This is a genomic window from Streptomyces sp. NPDC096136 (assembly GCF_044763325.1).
Classification (GTDB): Bacteria; Actinomycetota; Actinomycetes; order Streptomycetales; family Streptomycetaceae; genus Streptomyces.
In genome coordinates this window covers 23,228-38,647 of sequence record NZ_JBIWFZ010000001.1, presented here as the reverse complement: position 1 = coordinate 38,647, position 15,420 = coordinate 23,228, and the positions used below count along the sequence as shown (strand labels likewise).

Annotated in this window: 7 protein-coding genes; 2 read left to right on the top strand and 5 right to left on the bottom strand. The window is 74.4% G+C overall.

Annotated features, from left to right (window positions below; genetic code table 11):
• Positions 1-160: 160 nt before the first annotated feature.
• From ACIRBY_RS00130 to ACIRBY_RS00115, 4 genes are all read right to left on the bottom strand, one after another.
• Positions 161-1,975, bottom strand: a complete 1,815-nt coding sequence (locus ACIRBY_RS00130; RefSeq protein WP_403893762.1) for an ABC transporter ATP-binding protein — start codon at positions 1,973-1,975, stop codon at positions 161-163.
• A gap of 142 nt (positions 1,976-2,117) precedes the next feature.
• The gene (locus ACIRBY_RS00125; RefSeq protein ID WP_403893760.1) at positions 2,118-3,356 is read right to left on the bottom strand and encodes a molybdopterin molybdotransferase MoeA; all 1,239 of its coding nucleotides are present in this window, start codon (positions 3,354-3,356) and stop codon (positions 2,118-2,120) included.
• Between the two features lie 132 nt (positions 3,357-3,488).
• Positions 3,489-4,565, bottom strand: a complete 1,077-nt coding sequence (locus ACIRBY_RS00120) for a hypothetical protein (protein WP_403893758.1) — start codon at positions 4,563-4,565, stop codon at positions 3,489-3,491.
• 197 nt (positions 4,566-4,762) lie between these two features.
• On the bottom strand, positions 4,763-5,665 hold the full coding sequence (locus ACIRBY_RS00115) for a LysR family transcriptional regulator (RefSeq protein ID WP_403893756.1): 903 nt from the start codon (positions 5,663-5,665) through the stop codon (positions 4,763-4,765).
• Positions 5,666-5,798: 133 nt separating this feature from the next.
• Here ACIRBY_RS00115 and ACIRBY_RS00110 point away from each other — a divergent pair, with 133 nt between their 5' ends.
• Positions 5,799-7,004, top strand: coding sequence for an MFS transporter (locus tag ACIRBY_RS00110; protein WP_403893754.1), 1,206 nt, complete (start codon positions 5,799-5,801; stop codon positions 7,002-7,004).
• Positions 7,005-7,197: 193 nt separating this feature from the next.
• Here the strand turns inward: ACIRBY_RS00110 and ACIRBY_RS00105 are convergent, their stop codons facing one another.
• Positions 7,198-7,989, bottom strand: a complete 792-nt coding sequence (locus tag ACIRBY_RS00105; RefSeq protein ID WP_403893752.1) for an alpha/beta fold hydrolase — start codon at positions 7,987-7,989, stop codon at positions 7,198-7,200.
• Between the two features lie 198 nt (positions 7,990-8,187).
• On the opposite strand from ACIRBY_RS00105, the gene ACIRBY_RS00100 reads away from it, so the two are divergent.
• The gene (locus tag ACIRBY_RS00100; protein WP_403893750.1) at positions 8,188-15,420 is read left to right on the top strand and encodes an amino acid adenylation domain-containing protein; all 7,233 of its coding nucleotides are present in this window, start codon (positions 8,188-8,190) and stop codon (positions 15,418-15,420) included.

Below are 15,420 nucleotides of genomic sequence, written 5' to 3'. Positions count from 1 at the left end.
TCCGCTCCGCGGTGACCAGCCACGCCGTGGCGCGCATCCGGACCCCGCCGCCGCGCACGAAAGGGCGCAGGGGCGCGCGTCCGGACCGCGCCGCCGCGCTCGAAGGGGCGCAGGCGGTCCGCGAGGGCCCGGCGGGCCCGGTGCCGGGGAACACCCCTGGTCAGCGCAGGTCGGCCCCGGCAGGGGCGTCGTCGAGGAAGCCGCCGGACTGGTGCTGCCACAGCTTGGCGTAGGCGCCTTCCGCGGCGAGCAGCTCCTGGTGCGTGCCCTGCTCGACGATCCGCCCGCGGTCGAGGACGACGAGCCGGTCCATCGTGGCGACCGTGCTGAGCCGGTGGGCCACCACGAGCGCCGTCCGCCCTTCCATGAGCCGCCACAGGGCGTCCTGGACGAGGATCTCGCTCTCGGAGTCCAGCGCGCTGGTCGCCTCGTCCAGCAGCAGGAGGGGCGCGTCGCGCAGGATCGCCCGGGCGAGGGCGACCCGCTGGCGCTGTCCGCCCGAGAGCTTCACCCCGCGCTCGCCGACCATGGTGTCGAAGCCGTCCGGGAGGGCGTCGGCGAACTCGGCGACGTGCGCCGCCTCGGCCGCGCGGCGGATTTCCGCGTCGGTGGCGCCCGGCCGGGCGAAGGCGATGTTCTCGCGCAGGGTGCGGTGGAACATCGCCGGGTCCTGGGGCACGTAGGCGATCAGGCCGCGCAGGTCGGACTGGGACAGCCGGCTGATGTCCTGCCCGCCGATCAGGATCCGCCCGGCGTCCACGTCCGTCATCCGCAGCAGCAGCCGGGTCAGCGTGGTCTTCCCCCCGCCGGACCGCCCGACGAGTCCGATCTTCGACCCGCCGGCGACGGACAGGTCGAGGCCCTCGAAGAGCGGCGCGGAGCCGCCCGCGTGGGTGAAGCGCACCCCTTCGAAGCAGACGTCGGCGGAGCGCACCGCCCCGAGCGGCTCGGGGTACGCGGGGTCGAGCACCTTCGGCGGGGTCAGCAGCAGTTCGGTGAACTGCGCGGCCTCCGTCATCGAGCTCTCCAGGCGGCGGTAGATCTGGTTGAACTCGAACATGATCCGGGTGGCGTTGCCGTAGTAGGTGAAGGCGACGACGACCGCCTCCACCCCGTGTCCGCTCCCGGCGAGGGCGACGGCCAGGAACAGGCCGAGCGCGTTGGTCAGGACGGACATGGGCGCGACCAGGGTGTCGATGCGCAAGTTGCCGTAGTCCCACGACCGCAGCATGAGCCGGCGCGACTCCGCGACGCGCGCCCGGTGTTCGGCGGCCTCGCGCCGCTCGGCGGCGAACGCCCGCACCGTCTCCATGTTCATCAGGCTGTCCGCGACGTGGCCCGATACCCGGGCGATGGCCTCCTCCCGCTGGTCGACGAGGGCCTGCCGGCGGCGGATCAGGGGCGCCGCGCACACCGCCGTCACCGCGATCATCGCCAGGAGCCCGACGACGAGCAGCGGGTCGTACTGCCAGAGCACCACCGATCCGAAGAGCAGCGGGACGAGCCGCCCGACGACGTTGAAGGTCAGGGCGTCGACGAACTCCTCGAAGCGGGAGGCGAAGCTGAGGACCCGCTTGGTGAGCGAGCCGGCGAAGTTGTCGTGGAAGAACGCGGCGTCCTTGGCGAAGAGTTCGTCGAGGCCGATGACGTACAGGCGCTCGACGCCCAGGGCGTCGACGCGGTTGAGGCAGTGCAGCCCGAGGCGCCACATCGTCTCGGAGAGGAGCAGGACCGAGGCGAAGCCGGCGACGTACGGGAGCATGTCGCCCGTACGGGTGGGGGCGCCGTCCGAGATCCGGCCGACGAGTTTGGCGACGACGAGCGGCGCCACGTAGTTGATGCCGATGTTGCCCAGCGCCGGGAGCAGCATCGCGGGGGCGGTCCATCGCCTGAGGCGGGCCAGCTCCCGTCCGTAGTAGCGAAGTGCGAGGAACACCGAGCCCCTGCTCGGCGAACTCTTGGGCGATTGTGGCATTCCCGTACCAACCCTGCTGTGTCGGACCGTCAGGCAAGGTTCCGCAGTGTTCCGCAAGGGCGCCCGTACGGTCCATGCGTTTTTGGGCCGGTTCGGGCATCACGCACTGTAGGGGAAGGGAAGCGGCGCGCGACAGGGCGTATCAGCCGCGCAGCGGGAGCAGGGGCGCGGGGGCGCCTTCGGTCCAGTCGGGCGTGATCGCGGCCAGCGCGTCGCCGGCGGCCGCCCCCTGGAGGAAGGCCGCGTGGTGCCCGCCGGCGACCCTGGCTCCGGCCCCGTCCCAGACCACGGGCACCAGCCGGGTCAGCCCGGGCGCGGGCCGCACGGGGCCGCGCACGTGGGCGTGCGGGAGGGGGGCGAGGGGGCGGCCGGACAGGCCGGCGAGCAGCGGCCCGAGCAGGGTGAGGGCGGCGACGAGGGCCGCGTACGGGTTCCCGGGCAGTCCCACCACCCAGCGCCGGTCGGCGAGTTCGGCGAGGAGCATCGGGTGTCCGGGCCGGCAGGCGACGGTGTCGACGACCGTCCGGGCCCCGGCGTCGGCCAGCAGGCGGCGCAGCCGGTCGGTGGCGCCGACCGACGTGGAACCGGTGACGGCGACGACCCCGCAGTCCCCGGCCTGCTCGTGCACGGCCTCGGCGAGCCGCCCGGCCGGCCGGTCGGGGACGTGCCGCAGTCGGCTCAGCTCCCCGCCGAGTTCGGCGACCAGGGCCGGCAGGAGGGGCCCGAGGGCGTCGCGCACCCGGCCGGGGCCCGGCCGGCCCGCGTGGTCGAGCTCGTCCCCGGTGACCAGCACCCCGACCCGGGGGCGGGGCCGGACCTCCAGGGCGTCGTGGCCGCACGAGGCGGCGAGCCCGAGCAGCGCCGGGCCGACGCGGGTGCCGGCCGGGGCGAGGCGGCACCCCGCGGGGGCGTCCTCGCCGGTGCGCCGGACGTGCCGGCCGGGCGGCGGCAGCGGACCGGACACCGCGCCGTCCTCCCCGGCGGCCGCCGCTTCGAGCGGCAGGACGGCGTCGGCCCCCGGAGGCACCGGCGCCCCGGTGGAGATCTCCACGCACTGCCCGGCTCCGAGCACGCCCGCCCAGGGCGCACCACCCGCCCGGACCGCGCCCCGGACCCGCCAGGGTCCGGGCCCCGCCACGGCGTAGCCGTCCATGGCGGCCGTGTCGAACGCCGGGAGCGCCTGGAGCGTCTCCAGCCCGCGGGCCAGGGTGAGCCCGGCCGCCCCGGCCAGCGGCACGGTACGGACGGGCAGCGGACGGGGCGCGCCCCCGGCCAGCTCCCGGGCCCGTGCCCAGGAGACGACGGGGGTCCGCACGGGCGGCGGGGCCGGACGGGCGGTGTCAGGCGCGGACGGGGCGGCTTTGGTGGTGGCGGAGGGCATGCCCCCGAACCTCCCCCGGCGCGGTTTCGCCCCGCCGCCCACCCGGTTGCCGGCACGCACCGGTCCGCTCACCGCCGGGCCCGCCCGGCTGTGAGCCCGCGGCGCGCGCGGGGTCCCCGGCGGCTCGGGGGTTCAGAAGCACTGCGGGTAGTACTTCTTGATGTTCGGGAGGGACTCCAGGTCCGCCCGGCGGCTCGGGTGGTGGGTGAGGAGGTGGGTGATGCGGGCCGGCAGGGCGGCGGGGGTGGGGCTCGCGGCCTTCAGGATGTCGCAGAACTCCTTGATCAGGCCCAGTTGTGCGTGGTTCACCGCGAGGGGGCAGAGCGTGGCGGCGACGTCCGCCTGCCACTGGGCGGGCATGGCGGCGGGTTTGCAGTCGAGCCCGTCGACGCCGACGAGCCAGGCGCTGCCCACGATCTGCGCCGAGTGGACGTTCTGGCCGATCGTCGCCGTGGCGCCTCCGGGGACCGCGATCGTGCCCTGGGTGCTGAGCGTGGGCATCAGCGAATCGACCCAGCCGGCCGTGCAGTACGGGGCGCCCCAGGCGATCGAGCGGAAGGCACCGCTCTTCGTGATCACCTGCACCAGGCCCTGCGGGGTGTTCAGCGCGCCGCCGGGCGAGTTCTCCCAGCTGCCGACGCCCTGCGCCACGAAGGCGTCGTAGCCGCCCGCGCCCGGGTCGGCCACGAGGGTGAAGACGTCCTGGACCGTGGCGTCCTGGGAGTTCTTGCGCATCCAGAGCTTGAGCGGGTGGGCGGCGGAAGCGACGTACAGCCGACCGGTGGCGTCGGCGCTGAACCGCATCCGGCGGGTGTTGACCGTGCCGAAGACCGAGCCGCCCTTGTACCGGAGGGTCCCGTCGGGGGCGGTCCACAGGTGGGCGCGGTTGAAGGTGTTCCGTGCCTCGCCGAGGGCGAGGGAGGTCAGGCAGACGGGCCCGGCCGTCTTGAGCGTCGGGGAGGCCACGGCCTGCAGCGGCTTCACCACGGTGGAGAAGTCGGGCTTTTCGAGGACGAGTTGGGGGAAGGCGGGCAGCAGGGCCGTGCGGAAGGCCTCCCGTTCGTCCTCCAGGTCCAGCAGGAGCCGTGCGAAGTCCTGGCCCTGCGCCATGGCGCGCAGTTCGGCGGCGGTCTTCGCGGTGTCGGGCGTCTCGCCGCCCAGCCAGCGCAGGAGGTTCGGGTACGGGGCGGGCGGGGTCTGGGTGCTCATGGTCTTCCCTTCGGTCGGGCGCAGCACGGGTGGACCGGGTGAGGGGGAGGATCGGGGCACGGGCACGCCGGCGGGGCCCGGACGGGACCCGGGACGGCGCGGTCGCTTCACGCTACCCCGCGCCGTCCCGCCACCGTGGCCGAATCCGCCGAACCAGGGCCTCCCGCAAGGCCGTTCGGGCGCCGACCGGGGCGCGGCTACGCGTCCGCCACGGTCGCCTCGGCCACCGCCTCGGCGAAGGCGGACGCCTGGGCGGAGGGCCTCAGGCGGTGGCGGATCAGGCCCAGTTCGGAGTCGGGCAGGCCCTGGACGGGGACGAAGGTGAGGGAGTCGCGGCGCCCGTGGTACTCGGCCGTCGACCGGCACAGCAGCATGGCGCCGCGGTTGGCGGCGGTCAGGCTCAGCCCTTCCTGGAGCGTGTTGACGCTCGGCCCGGCCGGAACGGGCAGGCCTCCCGGGGTCAGCCCCGGGGCCTGGGCGCGCCGCCAGTAGTCGGGGGCTCCCCCGTCGATGCCGATGAGCCGGCAGTCGGCGAGCTCCTCCGCGGACAGCGACTCCCGGGCGGCGAACGGGTGGCGGACCGACACGGCGAGGGTCTGGGGCTGGCGCGAGAAGACCGGTCCGAGGACGAGGTCCTCCTCGGCCACCGGCAGCAGGACCACGGCGCAGTCGACCTCCTGGCGGCGCAGCGGCCCGAAGGGGTCGGAGAGCGGGATCTCCACGATGTCGATGGCGCACTCGGGGTAGCGGTCGCCGAAGCGGGCGATGGCCCGGCTGAGATAGTCGTCGACCGTCCCCTGGAAGCCGATGCGCAGGACCCCGCCCATGCCGCGGGCCGCGGCCCGCGCCTCGTCGACGGTGGCGCGCAGGGCGTCGTACGCGGGGCGCAGGCCGGCGAGGAAGTCCTCGCCGAGCGGTGTCAGGGCCACCCGGCGGCTGGTGCGTTCGACGAGCGGGGCGCCGATGCGGTGTTCCAGCGACCTCAGCAGCTGGCTCACCCGGCTCTGCGAGACGTACAGCCGCTCCCCGGCCCGGCCGAAGTGCAGCTCCTGGGCCAGGACCAGGAACGCCTCCAGTTCGCGTATCTCCACACCACTCATGCTGTTCCCTCCATGATGTCCCTTTGTACACGGCCGGTCACGGGCCGGCCCCGGCCCCATCGAGTAGCCCAGCTCATCGAAGGATGAGGGATCGGCCGTTGTTCCCGCAGGTCGCGGCGGGTTGGCTGAAGGCATGGCACAGACTGAGGAAATTGCGGACACCACCGCAGGGCCCGGGCGGTCCGCGGGGCGCGGCTGGCTGGGCGTCGCGGCGGTCGCGAGCGCGACGTTCACCGTCGTGACGTCGGAGATGCTGCCGGTGGGCCTGCTGACGCCCATCGGCGACGCGTTGGAGGTGACCGAGGGCACCGCCGGACTGACCCTGACCATCACCGGACTGGTGGGCGCGGTGTCGGCGCCGTTGCTGACCCCGCTGCTCGGACGGTTCGACCGGCGGACGGTGCTCTGCGCGCTGATGGCGGTGCTCACCGTCGGCAACCTGCTCGCCGCGTGGTCGCCGCACTTCGCGGTGATGGTGCTCGCCCGCGTGCTCGTCGGCATCGGCATGGGCGGGGTCTGGGCGATCGCGGCCGGGCTGGCCGTGCGGCTCGTGCCGCCGAAGTCGATCGGGCCGGCGACCTCCCTCGTCTTCAGCGGGATCGCGGTCGCCTCGGTGCTCGGGGTGCCCGCGGGCACGTACATCGGCGAACTGGCCGACTGGCGGACGGCGTTCGTCACCGTGGGCGTGCTGGCGCTGGTGGTGCTGGTCGCGCTGGCGGCGGCGCTGCCGAGACTGCCCGCCGAGCAGGAAGTGCGCCTGGGCGGTGTGCTGCGGCTGGTCGGCGACGCCCGGGTGCGCACGGGGCTGGCCGTGGTGGCCCTGCTGGTCACGGGCCACTTCGCCGCCTACACGTACGTGCGGCCCGTACTGGAGGAGGTCTCCGGGGCGGGTGCCGGGATGATCGGCACCCTGCTGCTGGTGTACGGACTCGCCGGCGTCGCGGGCAACTTCGCCTCGGGTGCGGGCGCCGGGCGCTCGCCGCGCGGCACCCTGCTGGTGATCAGCGCCGTCCTGGCGGCCACGGTCGCGCTGATGCCGCTGCTCGGCGGCTCCGTGCCGGCGGCCGGGGTACTGCTCGCGGTGTGGGGCCTGTCGTACGGCGGCGTGTCGGTCAGCACCCAGACCTGGCTGCTGGCCTCGGCTCCCGAGGCGCGCGAAGGCGTGTCGGCCCTGTTCGTCGGCGTCTTCAACGGGGCCATCGCCCTGGGCGCCCTGCTGGGCGGGCTGGCGGCCGACGGGATCGACGTCACGGCCGTGATGTGGCTGGGCGCCGGCCTGGCGGCGGCGGCCCTGCTGGTGACCGCGCTCGGCAAGTCCCCCGACTCCGGGCGCCTTTGAGACCGGGCCCGGCGTCCTTCCCCCGGGCCGCGCCACCCCGTGCCGGGGGCGGCGGGGCCGGACGCCGGGCTCACGGCCGCCGGCCGCGCCCGGTCGGGTGCGGCCGGCCCCGCCGGTGCGGCAGGGCCTCCGGCGGAGGTCCGGCCGCACCGGCGGGCGCGGGCGGCGGCGCGGCCCCCGCCGGGGCCGACGGTCAGCCTCCGACGGAGGTCAGGAACCCGTCGATCAGCGCGGCCCATTCGGCCGGCCGCTCCGCGGCGATGGCGTGGCCGCAGTCGAGGGTCGCGAGCCGGGCGCCCGGGATCCCTTCGGCGAGTTCGCGGGAGTGAACGGGAGTAGTGAGGAGGTCGCCCGAGGGTGAGACGACGAGGACGGGCACCGCGATCCGGGCCAGATCGGCCCGGACGTCGATCCCGTCGAAGAGCGCGAGCTGCGCGTCGGTACCCGGCGGCATGCCCGCGGCGAACAGCTCCAGCTGCGCGTCGACCTCCGCCTCGGAGCGGGCGTCGAGCCAGCGGGTGCCGCCGACGAGCAGCGAGAGGTAGGAGGCCAGGACCCGGCCGTCGCCGCCCGGGGCGCCCAGCGCGCGCCAGGTGTCGACCGCCAGCTTGAGACGAGCGCTCCGCCGGGCGAAACCGGCCGACAGGACCAGCGCGGAAACGCGTTCGGGATGGCGTACGGCGGCCCGTACGGCCACCGCCGACCCCATCGAGAATCCGGATATCGCAAATGAATGCACTCCGGATTGCACGGCGCTTTCCACAATGTGGTCGGACAGCATGTCGAGCGTCAGCGGAACGTCGGGGAGGGGGTTATCACCGGAGCCCGGATAATCGGGCCCGACCACGGTCCTGCGGGCCGCGAGATTTTCGATGACGGGGCCGTAGCTGTCCTCGATGTCACTGCCCGCTCCGTGCGCGAGCAGCAGCCCAGGACCGCTTCCGCGCACGATGACGGATTTCCGGGAAGGAGGTGTGGAGGTCATGACGGAGATGTTAGCCAGCACCTACGGAAATTCTTGACCCGATATCGCGCGGATCACATATTCCCCGGTATGACTACTTGAACGAGTAGTCCGCGTCTACTCATACGAGTAGTGGTGTACTCGATTGCGGGAAACGTAGGCTCCTGATCATCGGACGGCGAAAAACATCCGGCTGTCCGAATTAGCGAAGGAAGGCCGATGCCCGCTACACGCCAGCTCCCTCTGTCCGCCTATCAGCAGGACATCTGGATCGCCGAGTCCACCGCACCGGGTGACCCCCAGTTCAACGTGGTCCTGCACGAGCGGTTGGCCGGCGAGGTCGACGCGGACCGCTTGCAGGAGGCCCTGGACGCCGCCCTGCACTCCCACGACGCGTTCTCGCTGCGCTTCGACGAACACGGGGGGACCCCCTGCCAGTGGGTCGCCCCGGCCGGCGGCGAGGAGGCGGCGGACCCCTGGGTCGCGTACGTCGACCTGTCCGGCGAGAGCGATCCCGCGGCGGCCTGCGCCGCCTGGCGCGAGCACTCCCTCACCCGCCCCTTCACCCTGCGGCGTTCGCGACTGTTCACGGCGGCGGTACTGCGCGAGAGTGCCTCGGTCGTCCACGTGCACCTCAACGCGCACCACCTGATCGCCGACGCCTGGGCGCTCAACCGGGTCGCCCTCGACCTGTGGGAGCGCTACGCCGCCCTGACCGGCGGCGGGGCCCCCGTCCCTCCCCGCGCAGCCTCTCCTTCCGCCGGCACGACCGCCTCCCTCGTCGAGGCCGAGGCCGCCTACCGGGCCTCCGACGCCTTCGAGGAGGACCGGGCCCACTTCCGCGAGGCGCTGGCGGGCGTCCGGCCCGCCCTGTTCACCCGCGCCACCGTGGCGCCCGTCGGAGGGCGGCGCCGGGACCGGCACACCTTCACCGTCGACGCCGGGCTGGTCCGCCGCATCCGGGGCGCCGGCGGCTCTCCCTTCTCCTACCTCGCGGCCGCCTTCGCCGCCTACTTCAGCCGGGTGCACCGCGCCGAGGAGTTCGTCCTCGGCGTCCCGCTGCGCAACCGCCGCACGGACGCCGAGCTCGGGACCGTCGGCCAGGTCGCCAACAACCTGCCGCTGCGCCTGCCGGTCGGCCCGCAGACCACCCTGCCCGAGCTGGCCGCCACCGCCCGGCGCGCCACGGACGCGCTGCGCGGGCACGAGCGGCTGTCCCTCGGCGACGTGCTGCGCGACCTGCCGGCCGTCGGCGCCGGCTCCCGGCGCCTGTTCGACGTCACCCTGTCCTACCTGCGCCACCCCCGCCCGGCCCCGCTTCCCGGTGCGGCGCTGGACTCCCTCGTCCTGGCACCCGTCCACCACCAGGACGCCCTGTCGGTGATGGTCCACGCCTTCGAGGACGACGCCGAGCTGCGGGTCGACCTCGACTACGCCGTGGACGTGTTCGACGAGGACTTCCCCGTCACCGCGGTCGCGGGACACCTGCTGCGGCTGCTGGCCGCCGGACTGGCCGAACCCGGCCGGCCCGTGGTGACCCTGCCGGTCCTCGACGAGGCCGAGCTCAAGGAGCTCACCGAGCTGTGGCAGGGGCCCGACACCCCGTACGCCCACGACCGGACCGTCCACTCCCTGATCGCCGAGCAGGCCGCCCTGACCCCCGGGCGCACCGCCGTCACCGGCGCGGACGGCGCCCGGCTGACCTACGCGGACCTCGACGCCCGCTCCAACCAGGTGGCGCACGCCCTGCGCGGGCACGGCGTGGGCGCCGGGGACCGGGTGGCCGTCCTGATGGACCGCTCCCCGCTGCTGATCACGGCCCTGCTCGGCGTCCTGAAGGCCGGCGCCGCCTACGTCCCCGTCGACCCGGGCTACCCGGCCGAGCGGATCGCCTTCCTGCTCCAGGACAGCCGGGCCAAGGCGGTCCTGGCCGACGACGCCGGCCGGGCCGGCGACCTGGCGGTGCCGGTGCTGGCCGCCGCGGAGCTGCTGACCGGGCCGAACGGGCCGGTGGCGGAGCAGGCCGGGCCGCGCGACCTCGCCTACGTGATCTACACCTCGGGCTCCACCGGCCGCCCCAAGGGCGTGATGGTCGAGCACCACTCGGTGGTCAACCGGCTCGCCTGGATGCAGAACGCCTACCCGGTCGGCGAGGACGACGTCCTGCTCCAGAAGACGCCCATCTCCTTCGACGTCTCCGTCTGGGAGCTGTTCTGGTGGGCGATCGAGGGCGCCGGCCTGGCCCTGCTGCCCGTGGGCGGCCAGCGCGACCCGCGCGGCATCCTGCGCACGATCGCCGAACAGCGCGTCACCACCCTGCACTTCGTTCCGTCGATGCTCGGCCCGTTCCTCGACCTGCTGGAGGACGCGCCGGAGCTGCGCGCCGAAGCCGACTCCCTGCGCCGGGTGTTCTGCAGCGGCGAGGCCCTGCCCGCCGCCCGCGTCGAGCAGTTCAACCGGGTCTTCGCCGGCCGCGGCACGGACGCGCCCCGCCTGGTCAACCTGTACGGCCCGACCGAGGCCACCGTCGACGTCTCGTACCACGACTGCCCCGCCGGAGAGGGCCCGGTCCGCCGGGTCCCCATCGGCCGCCCCATCGACAACACCCGGCTGTACGTGCTGGACGCGTACGGCGGGCTCCAGCCCGCCGGTGTCCCCGGGGAGCTGTGCATCGGCGGCGTCGGCGTGGCCCGCGGCTACCTGGAGCGGCCCGAGCTGACCGCGGAGAAGTTCACCGAGGACCCCTTCGTCCCCGGCGGGCGGCTCTACCGCACCGGCGACCTCGCCCGTTGGCTGGCCGACGGCACGCTGGAGTACCTCGGCCGCATCGACGGCCAGGTCAAGATCCGCGGCAACCGGGTGGAGCTGGGCGAGGTCCAGAACCGGCTCGCCTCCGTGTCCGGCGTGCGCGACGCCGTGGTGGTCGACCACCGGTCCGACAGCCGGGGCACCGTCCTGGTCGGCTACTACGCGGCCGACACCGACCTCGGCGCGGCGCACCTGCGCGCCGAACTGTCCGCGGTGCTGCCCGAGTTCATGGTCCCGGCGCACTTCATCCGGATCGACGCCGTCCCCCTCACCCCCAACGGCAAGGCCGACCGCCGCGCCCTGCCCGCGCCCGCGGCGGACTCCGGCTCCGGGTACACGGCCCCGCGCGACGCCACCGAGGAGGCCCTGGCCGCGATCTGGGCGGAGGTGCTGGAGGCCGACCGGGTCGGCGTCCACGACGACTACTTCGCCCTGGGCGGGGACTCCATCACGATGCTGCGCATCCGCTCCCGGGCGGAGCGGGCCGGCATCGTGTTCTCCCTCACCGACCTGGTGCAGCAGCCGACCGTCGCCCGGCTGGCGGCCCTGGCCACCACGGGCGGACCCGCCGCCGCGCCCGAGGCCGAACTCCCCCCGTTCGCCCTGGTCTCGGGCGTCGACAGGGCCCGCCTGGAGGGACGGGCCGACGCCCACCCGCTGACCCGCCTCCAGCTCGGACTGCTCTACCACAGCCGGGCCGAGCAGGACTCGGCCGTCTACCGGGACGTGTTCCAGTACAGCGTGACGGCCGCGTGGGACGAGGAGGGCTTCCGCCGCGCCTTCGAGCGGCTGGTCGCCCGCCACCCCGTGCTGCGCTCCTCCTTCGACCTGGGGTCCTTCTCCGAGCCGCTGCAGATCGTCGACCACGAGGTGGCCGGCGGGTTCGACGCGGTGGACCTGCGCGGCCGCGAGGACGCCGAGGCCCTGGCCGAGATCGCCGCGCACGTCGAGGAACGCCGCCACCACCGCTACGTGTTCGAGCGGGCGCCGCTGTACCACCTGCGCGCCCACGTCCGCCCGGACACCCTGGAGCTGGTGCTGAGCTTCCACCACGCCCTCCTCGACGGCGGCAGCGTCGCCACCCTGGTCGCCGAGCTGCTCCAGGACTACCTGCACGGGCTGGGCCACCCCGTCGGGGCGGTCGCCGAGACCGTCCTGCCGTCGGCCGCGCACCACGTACGGGCGGAGCGCGAGGCCCTGGAGTCGGAGCGGACCCGCGCCTTCTGGCGGGAGCGGCTGCGGGACGCGCCGCTGCTGCGGCTGGAGCCGTTCCGCGGCCACGAGGCCCCCGGCCCGAACGCGCAGATCACCCGGATCGTGGACCTCCCGGACGGTCTCACCGCGCAGGTGAACCGGTTCGCCAAGGAACGGGCGCTCCCGGTGAAATCGGTGCTGTTCGCGGCGCACTGCCTGACGCTGGGGCTGTTCTCCGGCTCCGAGGACATCACGACCGGCCTGGTCACCCACGGGCGGCCCGAGCGGGAGGGCGGCGACCGCGTCACGGGGCTCTTCCTCAACACCATGCCCGTGCGCCTGGGCATCGCCGCAGACAGCTGGGCGGACGTGGTCCGGGCCGCGTTCCGGCAGGAGCAGCAGAGCCACGCCCACCGCCGGTACCCGCTGAGCGCCATCCAGGAGGACCGGGGCGCCGCCGTCCTGGACACCGCCTTCAACTACATCCACTTCCGCCAGCTGGCCGGGGTGTTCACCCTGCCCGGAGTCCGGCTGCTGGACTTCCGGACCTGGGAGGAGACCAACTTCCAGCTGCTCGTCAACGCCATGACCGACCCGGTGTCGGGCTCCGTGCGCCTACGGCTGGACCACCACGGGCAGACCTTCACCCCGGCCCAGGCGGACCTGTACGCCGAGCGGTTCACCGCGGTCCTCGACCGGCTCGTCCACCACCCCGACGAGGCCCCGGACTTCGGCTTCCTGGCCCCCTCGGCGCAGTCCGCGCCGGCGGAGCGGGCCGGGTCCGACGGCCCCCCGGACGTCGTACGGGCCGTGGCCGCACAGGTCGCGCGGACCCCCGACGCCACGGCGCTGGTCTTCGGCGACCGCCGCTGGAGCTACGCCGAACTGGACCGCGCTGCCGACCGCGTGGCCCGCGAGCTGCTCGCCATCGGCTCCCGCCCGGGCGACCGGATCGGCATCGCCATGGACCGCTCCCCGGAGACCGTCGCCGTGATCCTCGGGGTCATGCGGGCCGGCGCCGCGACGGTGCCCCTGGACGTCACCTATCCGGTGGACCGGCTGGCCTCGATGATCAAGCAGGCCCGCCCCTTCCGGGTCGTCGCGGGCGCCGCGCACCGCTCGACCGTGGGCGTCCCGGGGCTCGTGCTGCCCGCCGAGGACCTGTTCGGCGAGGAGGACGGGCGGCCGCACCTGCCGCGCATCCCGGCGGAGGTGACCGGGGACATCACGCCCGACTCGATCGCCTACGTCCTGTTCACCTCCGGCTCCACCGGCGCGCCCAAGGGCGTGGCCATGCCGCACCGCTCGCTGGGCCGGCTGGTCGCCTGGCAGAACTCCGTCCCCAGCGGGGTGGCCGGCGGGGTCACCGCCCAGTACGCGCCGCTGAGCTTCGACGTCTCCTTCCAGGAGATCTTCTCCACCCTCGCGGGCGGCGGCACCCTGCTGCTGCTCTCCGAGGACGAGCGCCGCGACATGCCCGCCCTGCTGCGGCTGCTCGACCGGGCCGGGGTGGAGCGCCTGTACCTGCCGTACGTCGCGCTCCAGCAGCTCGCCGAGGCCTCGGACGCGCTCGGCCTGGTCCCGCGCTCGCTGCGGGCCCTGCTCTCCTCCGGCGAGCAGCTGCGCGTCACCGGCGAGATACGCCGGCTGTGCGCGGCCCTTCCGGGGGTGCTGCTGGAGAACCAGTACGGGCCGACCGAGTCGCACGTGGTGACCGCGTACACGATGACCGGCGATCCGGCCGCCTTCCCGGCGCTGCCGCCGATCGGGCGGGCCGTCACGGGCTCGGCGGTGCTCGTCCTGGACTCCCGGATGCGTCCGGTCCCGGCCGGGGTGCGGGGCGAGCTGTACCTGGCGGGCGACTGCCTGGCGGAGGGCTACGTGGGCCGCCCAGACCTGACCGACGAAAGGTTTCTTCCGCACCCGTCCCCCAGGGCCGCGGCGGAGGGGGAGCTCGTGTACCGCACCGGCGACCTCGGCTTCGCCCTGCCGGACGGCGACGTGGTGTGCCTGGGCCGGGCGGACGCCCAGGTGAAGGTGCGCGGCTACCGGGTGGAGCCGGCCGAGGTGGAGCTGGCCATCACCCGCTTCGCCGCCGGGCACCCCGGGATCGCGGAGGCCGCCGTGGTGGCCCGCCGCAGGGAGGGCGGCGACTCCTTCCTCGCGGCCTTCCTGACCGGGGACCCGGACGGCGCCGACACCGCGCTGCTGCGCAAGCAGCTGCGGACCGTGCTGCCCGAGTACATGATGCCCTCGCACGTCGAGTGGGTGGCGGCGCTGCCCCTTACCCCGAGCGGCAAGCGGGACGACGCGGCCCTGCGGGCGCTCCCGCTGTCCGCCGCGGCCGGCGGGGACACCGCCGCCGCACCGCGCGACGCGTACGAGCAGACCCTGGCGGAGCTCGTGGGCGACCTGCTCCAGCTGACCGGGCTGGGGGTGCACGACAACATCTTCGACCTCGGGGCGACCTCGCTCACCGCGATGCGCCTGGTGGTCCAGATCGAGCAGCGCTACGGGATCAGCGTCCCGCTGTCCGAGTTCGTGTCGGCGCCGACCGTGGCCGAGCTGGCGCGGCGGCTGCGTTCGGGCGGGGCGGTGACGGCCTTCGACCCGCTGGTGCCGATCCGCCCGGCCGGGTCGAAGCGCCCGGTGTTCTTCGTCCACCCGATGGGCGGCAACGTGCTCTGCTACGTGCGCTTCGCCAAGTACCTGGAGGAGGACCAGCCGTTCTACGCCCTCCAGGCCGCGGGCGGCGATCCGGGCACCGAGCCGCTGCGCAGCGTGGAGGAGATCGCGGCGAGCTACGTCGAGGCCATGCGCCGGGTGCAGCCGAACGGTCCGTACGTGGTCGGCGGCTGGTCGTTCGGCGGGTTCGTGGCCTTCGAGATCGCCCGCCGGCTGCGGGCCGCGGGCGAGGAGGTCGCCCGGCTCGTGCTCCTGGACACCACCGCCCTCAACCCGGGCCGGCGGCTGACCACGGGCGACGAGGCGCTGCTGGGCTGGTTCTTCTGGGAGCTGCTGTGGCTGCGGCGCGGCGGGGACTCCCCGCTGGAGCTGATCCCGGCCGAACTGACCACGCTGGACGAGAAGTTCGACTTCATCGCCAAGCTGGCCGCCGACGAGGGCGTGCTGCCCGCGGGGAGCGGCGGGGCCGTGGTGCGGCGCCTGTTCCACGTGTACGAGGCCAACTGGAAGGCGGCGTTCGCCTACCGGCCCGAGGTCGTCGACCAGGACATGGTCCTCATCCACGCCTCCGAGCCGCTGCCGGAGGTCCTCAACTCCATGCACACCGCGATCGAGAGCATGCACGCCGACCCCAGCAACGGCTGGCGGGAACGCACCAGCGGCAGGCTCGACGTCGTGGACGTACCGGGCGACCACCTCACGATCATGGAGGAGCCGCACGTGGCCCACATGGTCCGGGTCGTCACCGAACTGATCGGACAGTGA

Bases quoted from the DNA above. Each gene is read 5' to 3' on its own strand.
- ACIRBY_RS00130 (WP_403893762.1), bottom strand. From the start codon at position 1,975: ATGCCACAATCGCCCAAGAGTTCGCCGAGCAGGGGCTCGGTGTTCCTC.
- ACIRBY_RS00125 (WP_403893760.1), bottom strand. From the start codon at position 3,356: ATGCCCTCCGCCACCACCAAAGCCGCCCCGTCCGCGCCTGACACCGCC.
- ACIRBY_RS00120 (WP_403893758.1), bottom strand. From the start codon at position 4,565: ATGAGCACCCAGACCCCGCCCGCCCCGTACCCGAACCTCCTGCGCTGG.
- ACIRBY_RS00115 (WP_403893756.1), bottom strand. From the start codon at position 5,665: ATGAGTGGTGTGGAGATACGCGAACTGGAGGCGTTCCTGGTCCTGGCC.
- ACIRBY_RS00110 (WP_403893754.1), top strand. From the start codon at position 5,799: ATGGCACAGACTGAGGAAATTGCGGACACCACCGCAGGGCCCGGGCGG.
- ACIRBY_RS00105 (WP_403893752.1), bottom strand. From the start codon at position 7,989: ATGACCTCCACACCTCCTTCCCGGAAATCCGTCATCGTGCGCGGAAGC.
- ACIRBY_RS00100 (WP_403893750.1), top strand. From the start codon at position 8,188: ATGCCCGCTACACGCCAGCTCCCTCTGTCCGCCTATCAGCAGGACATC.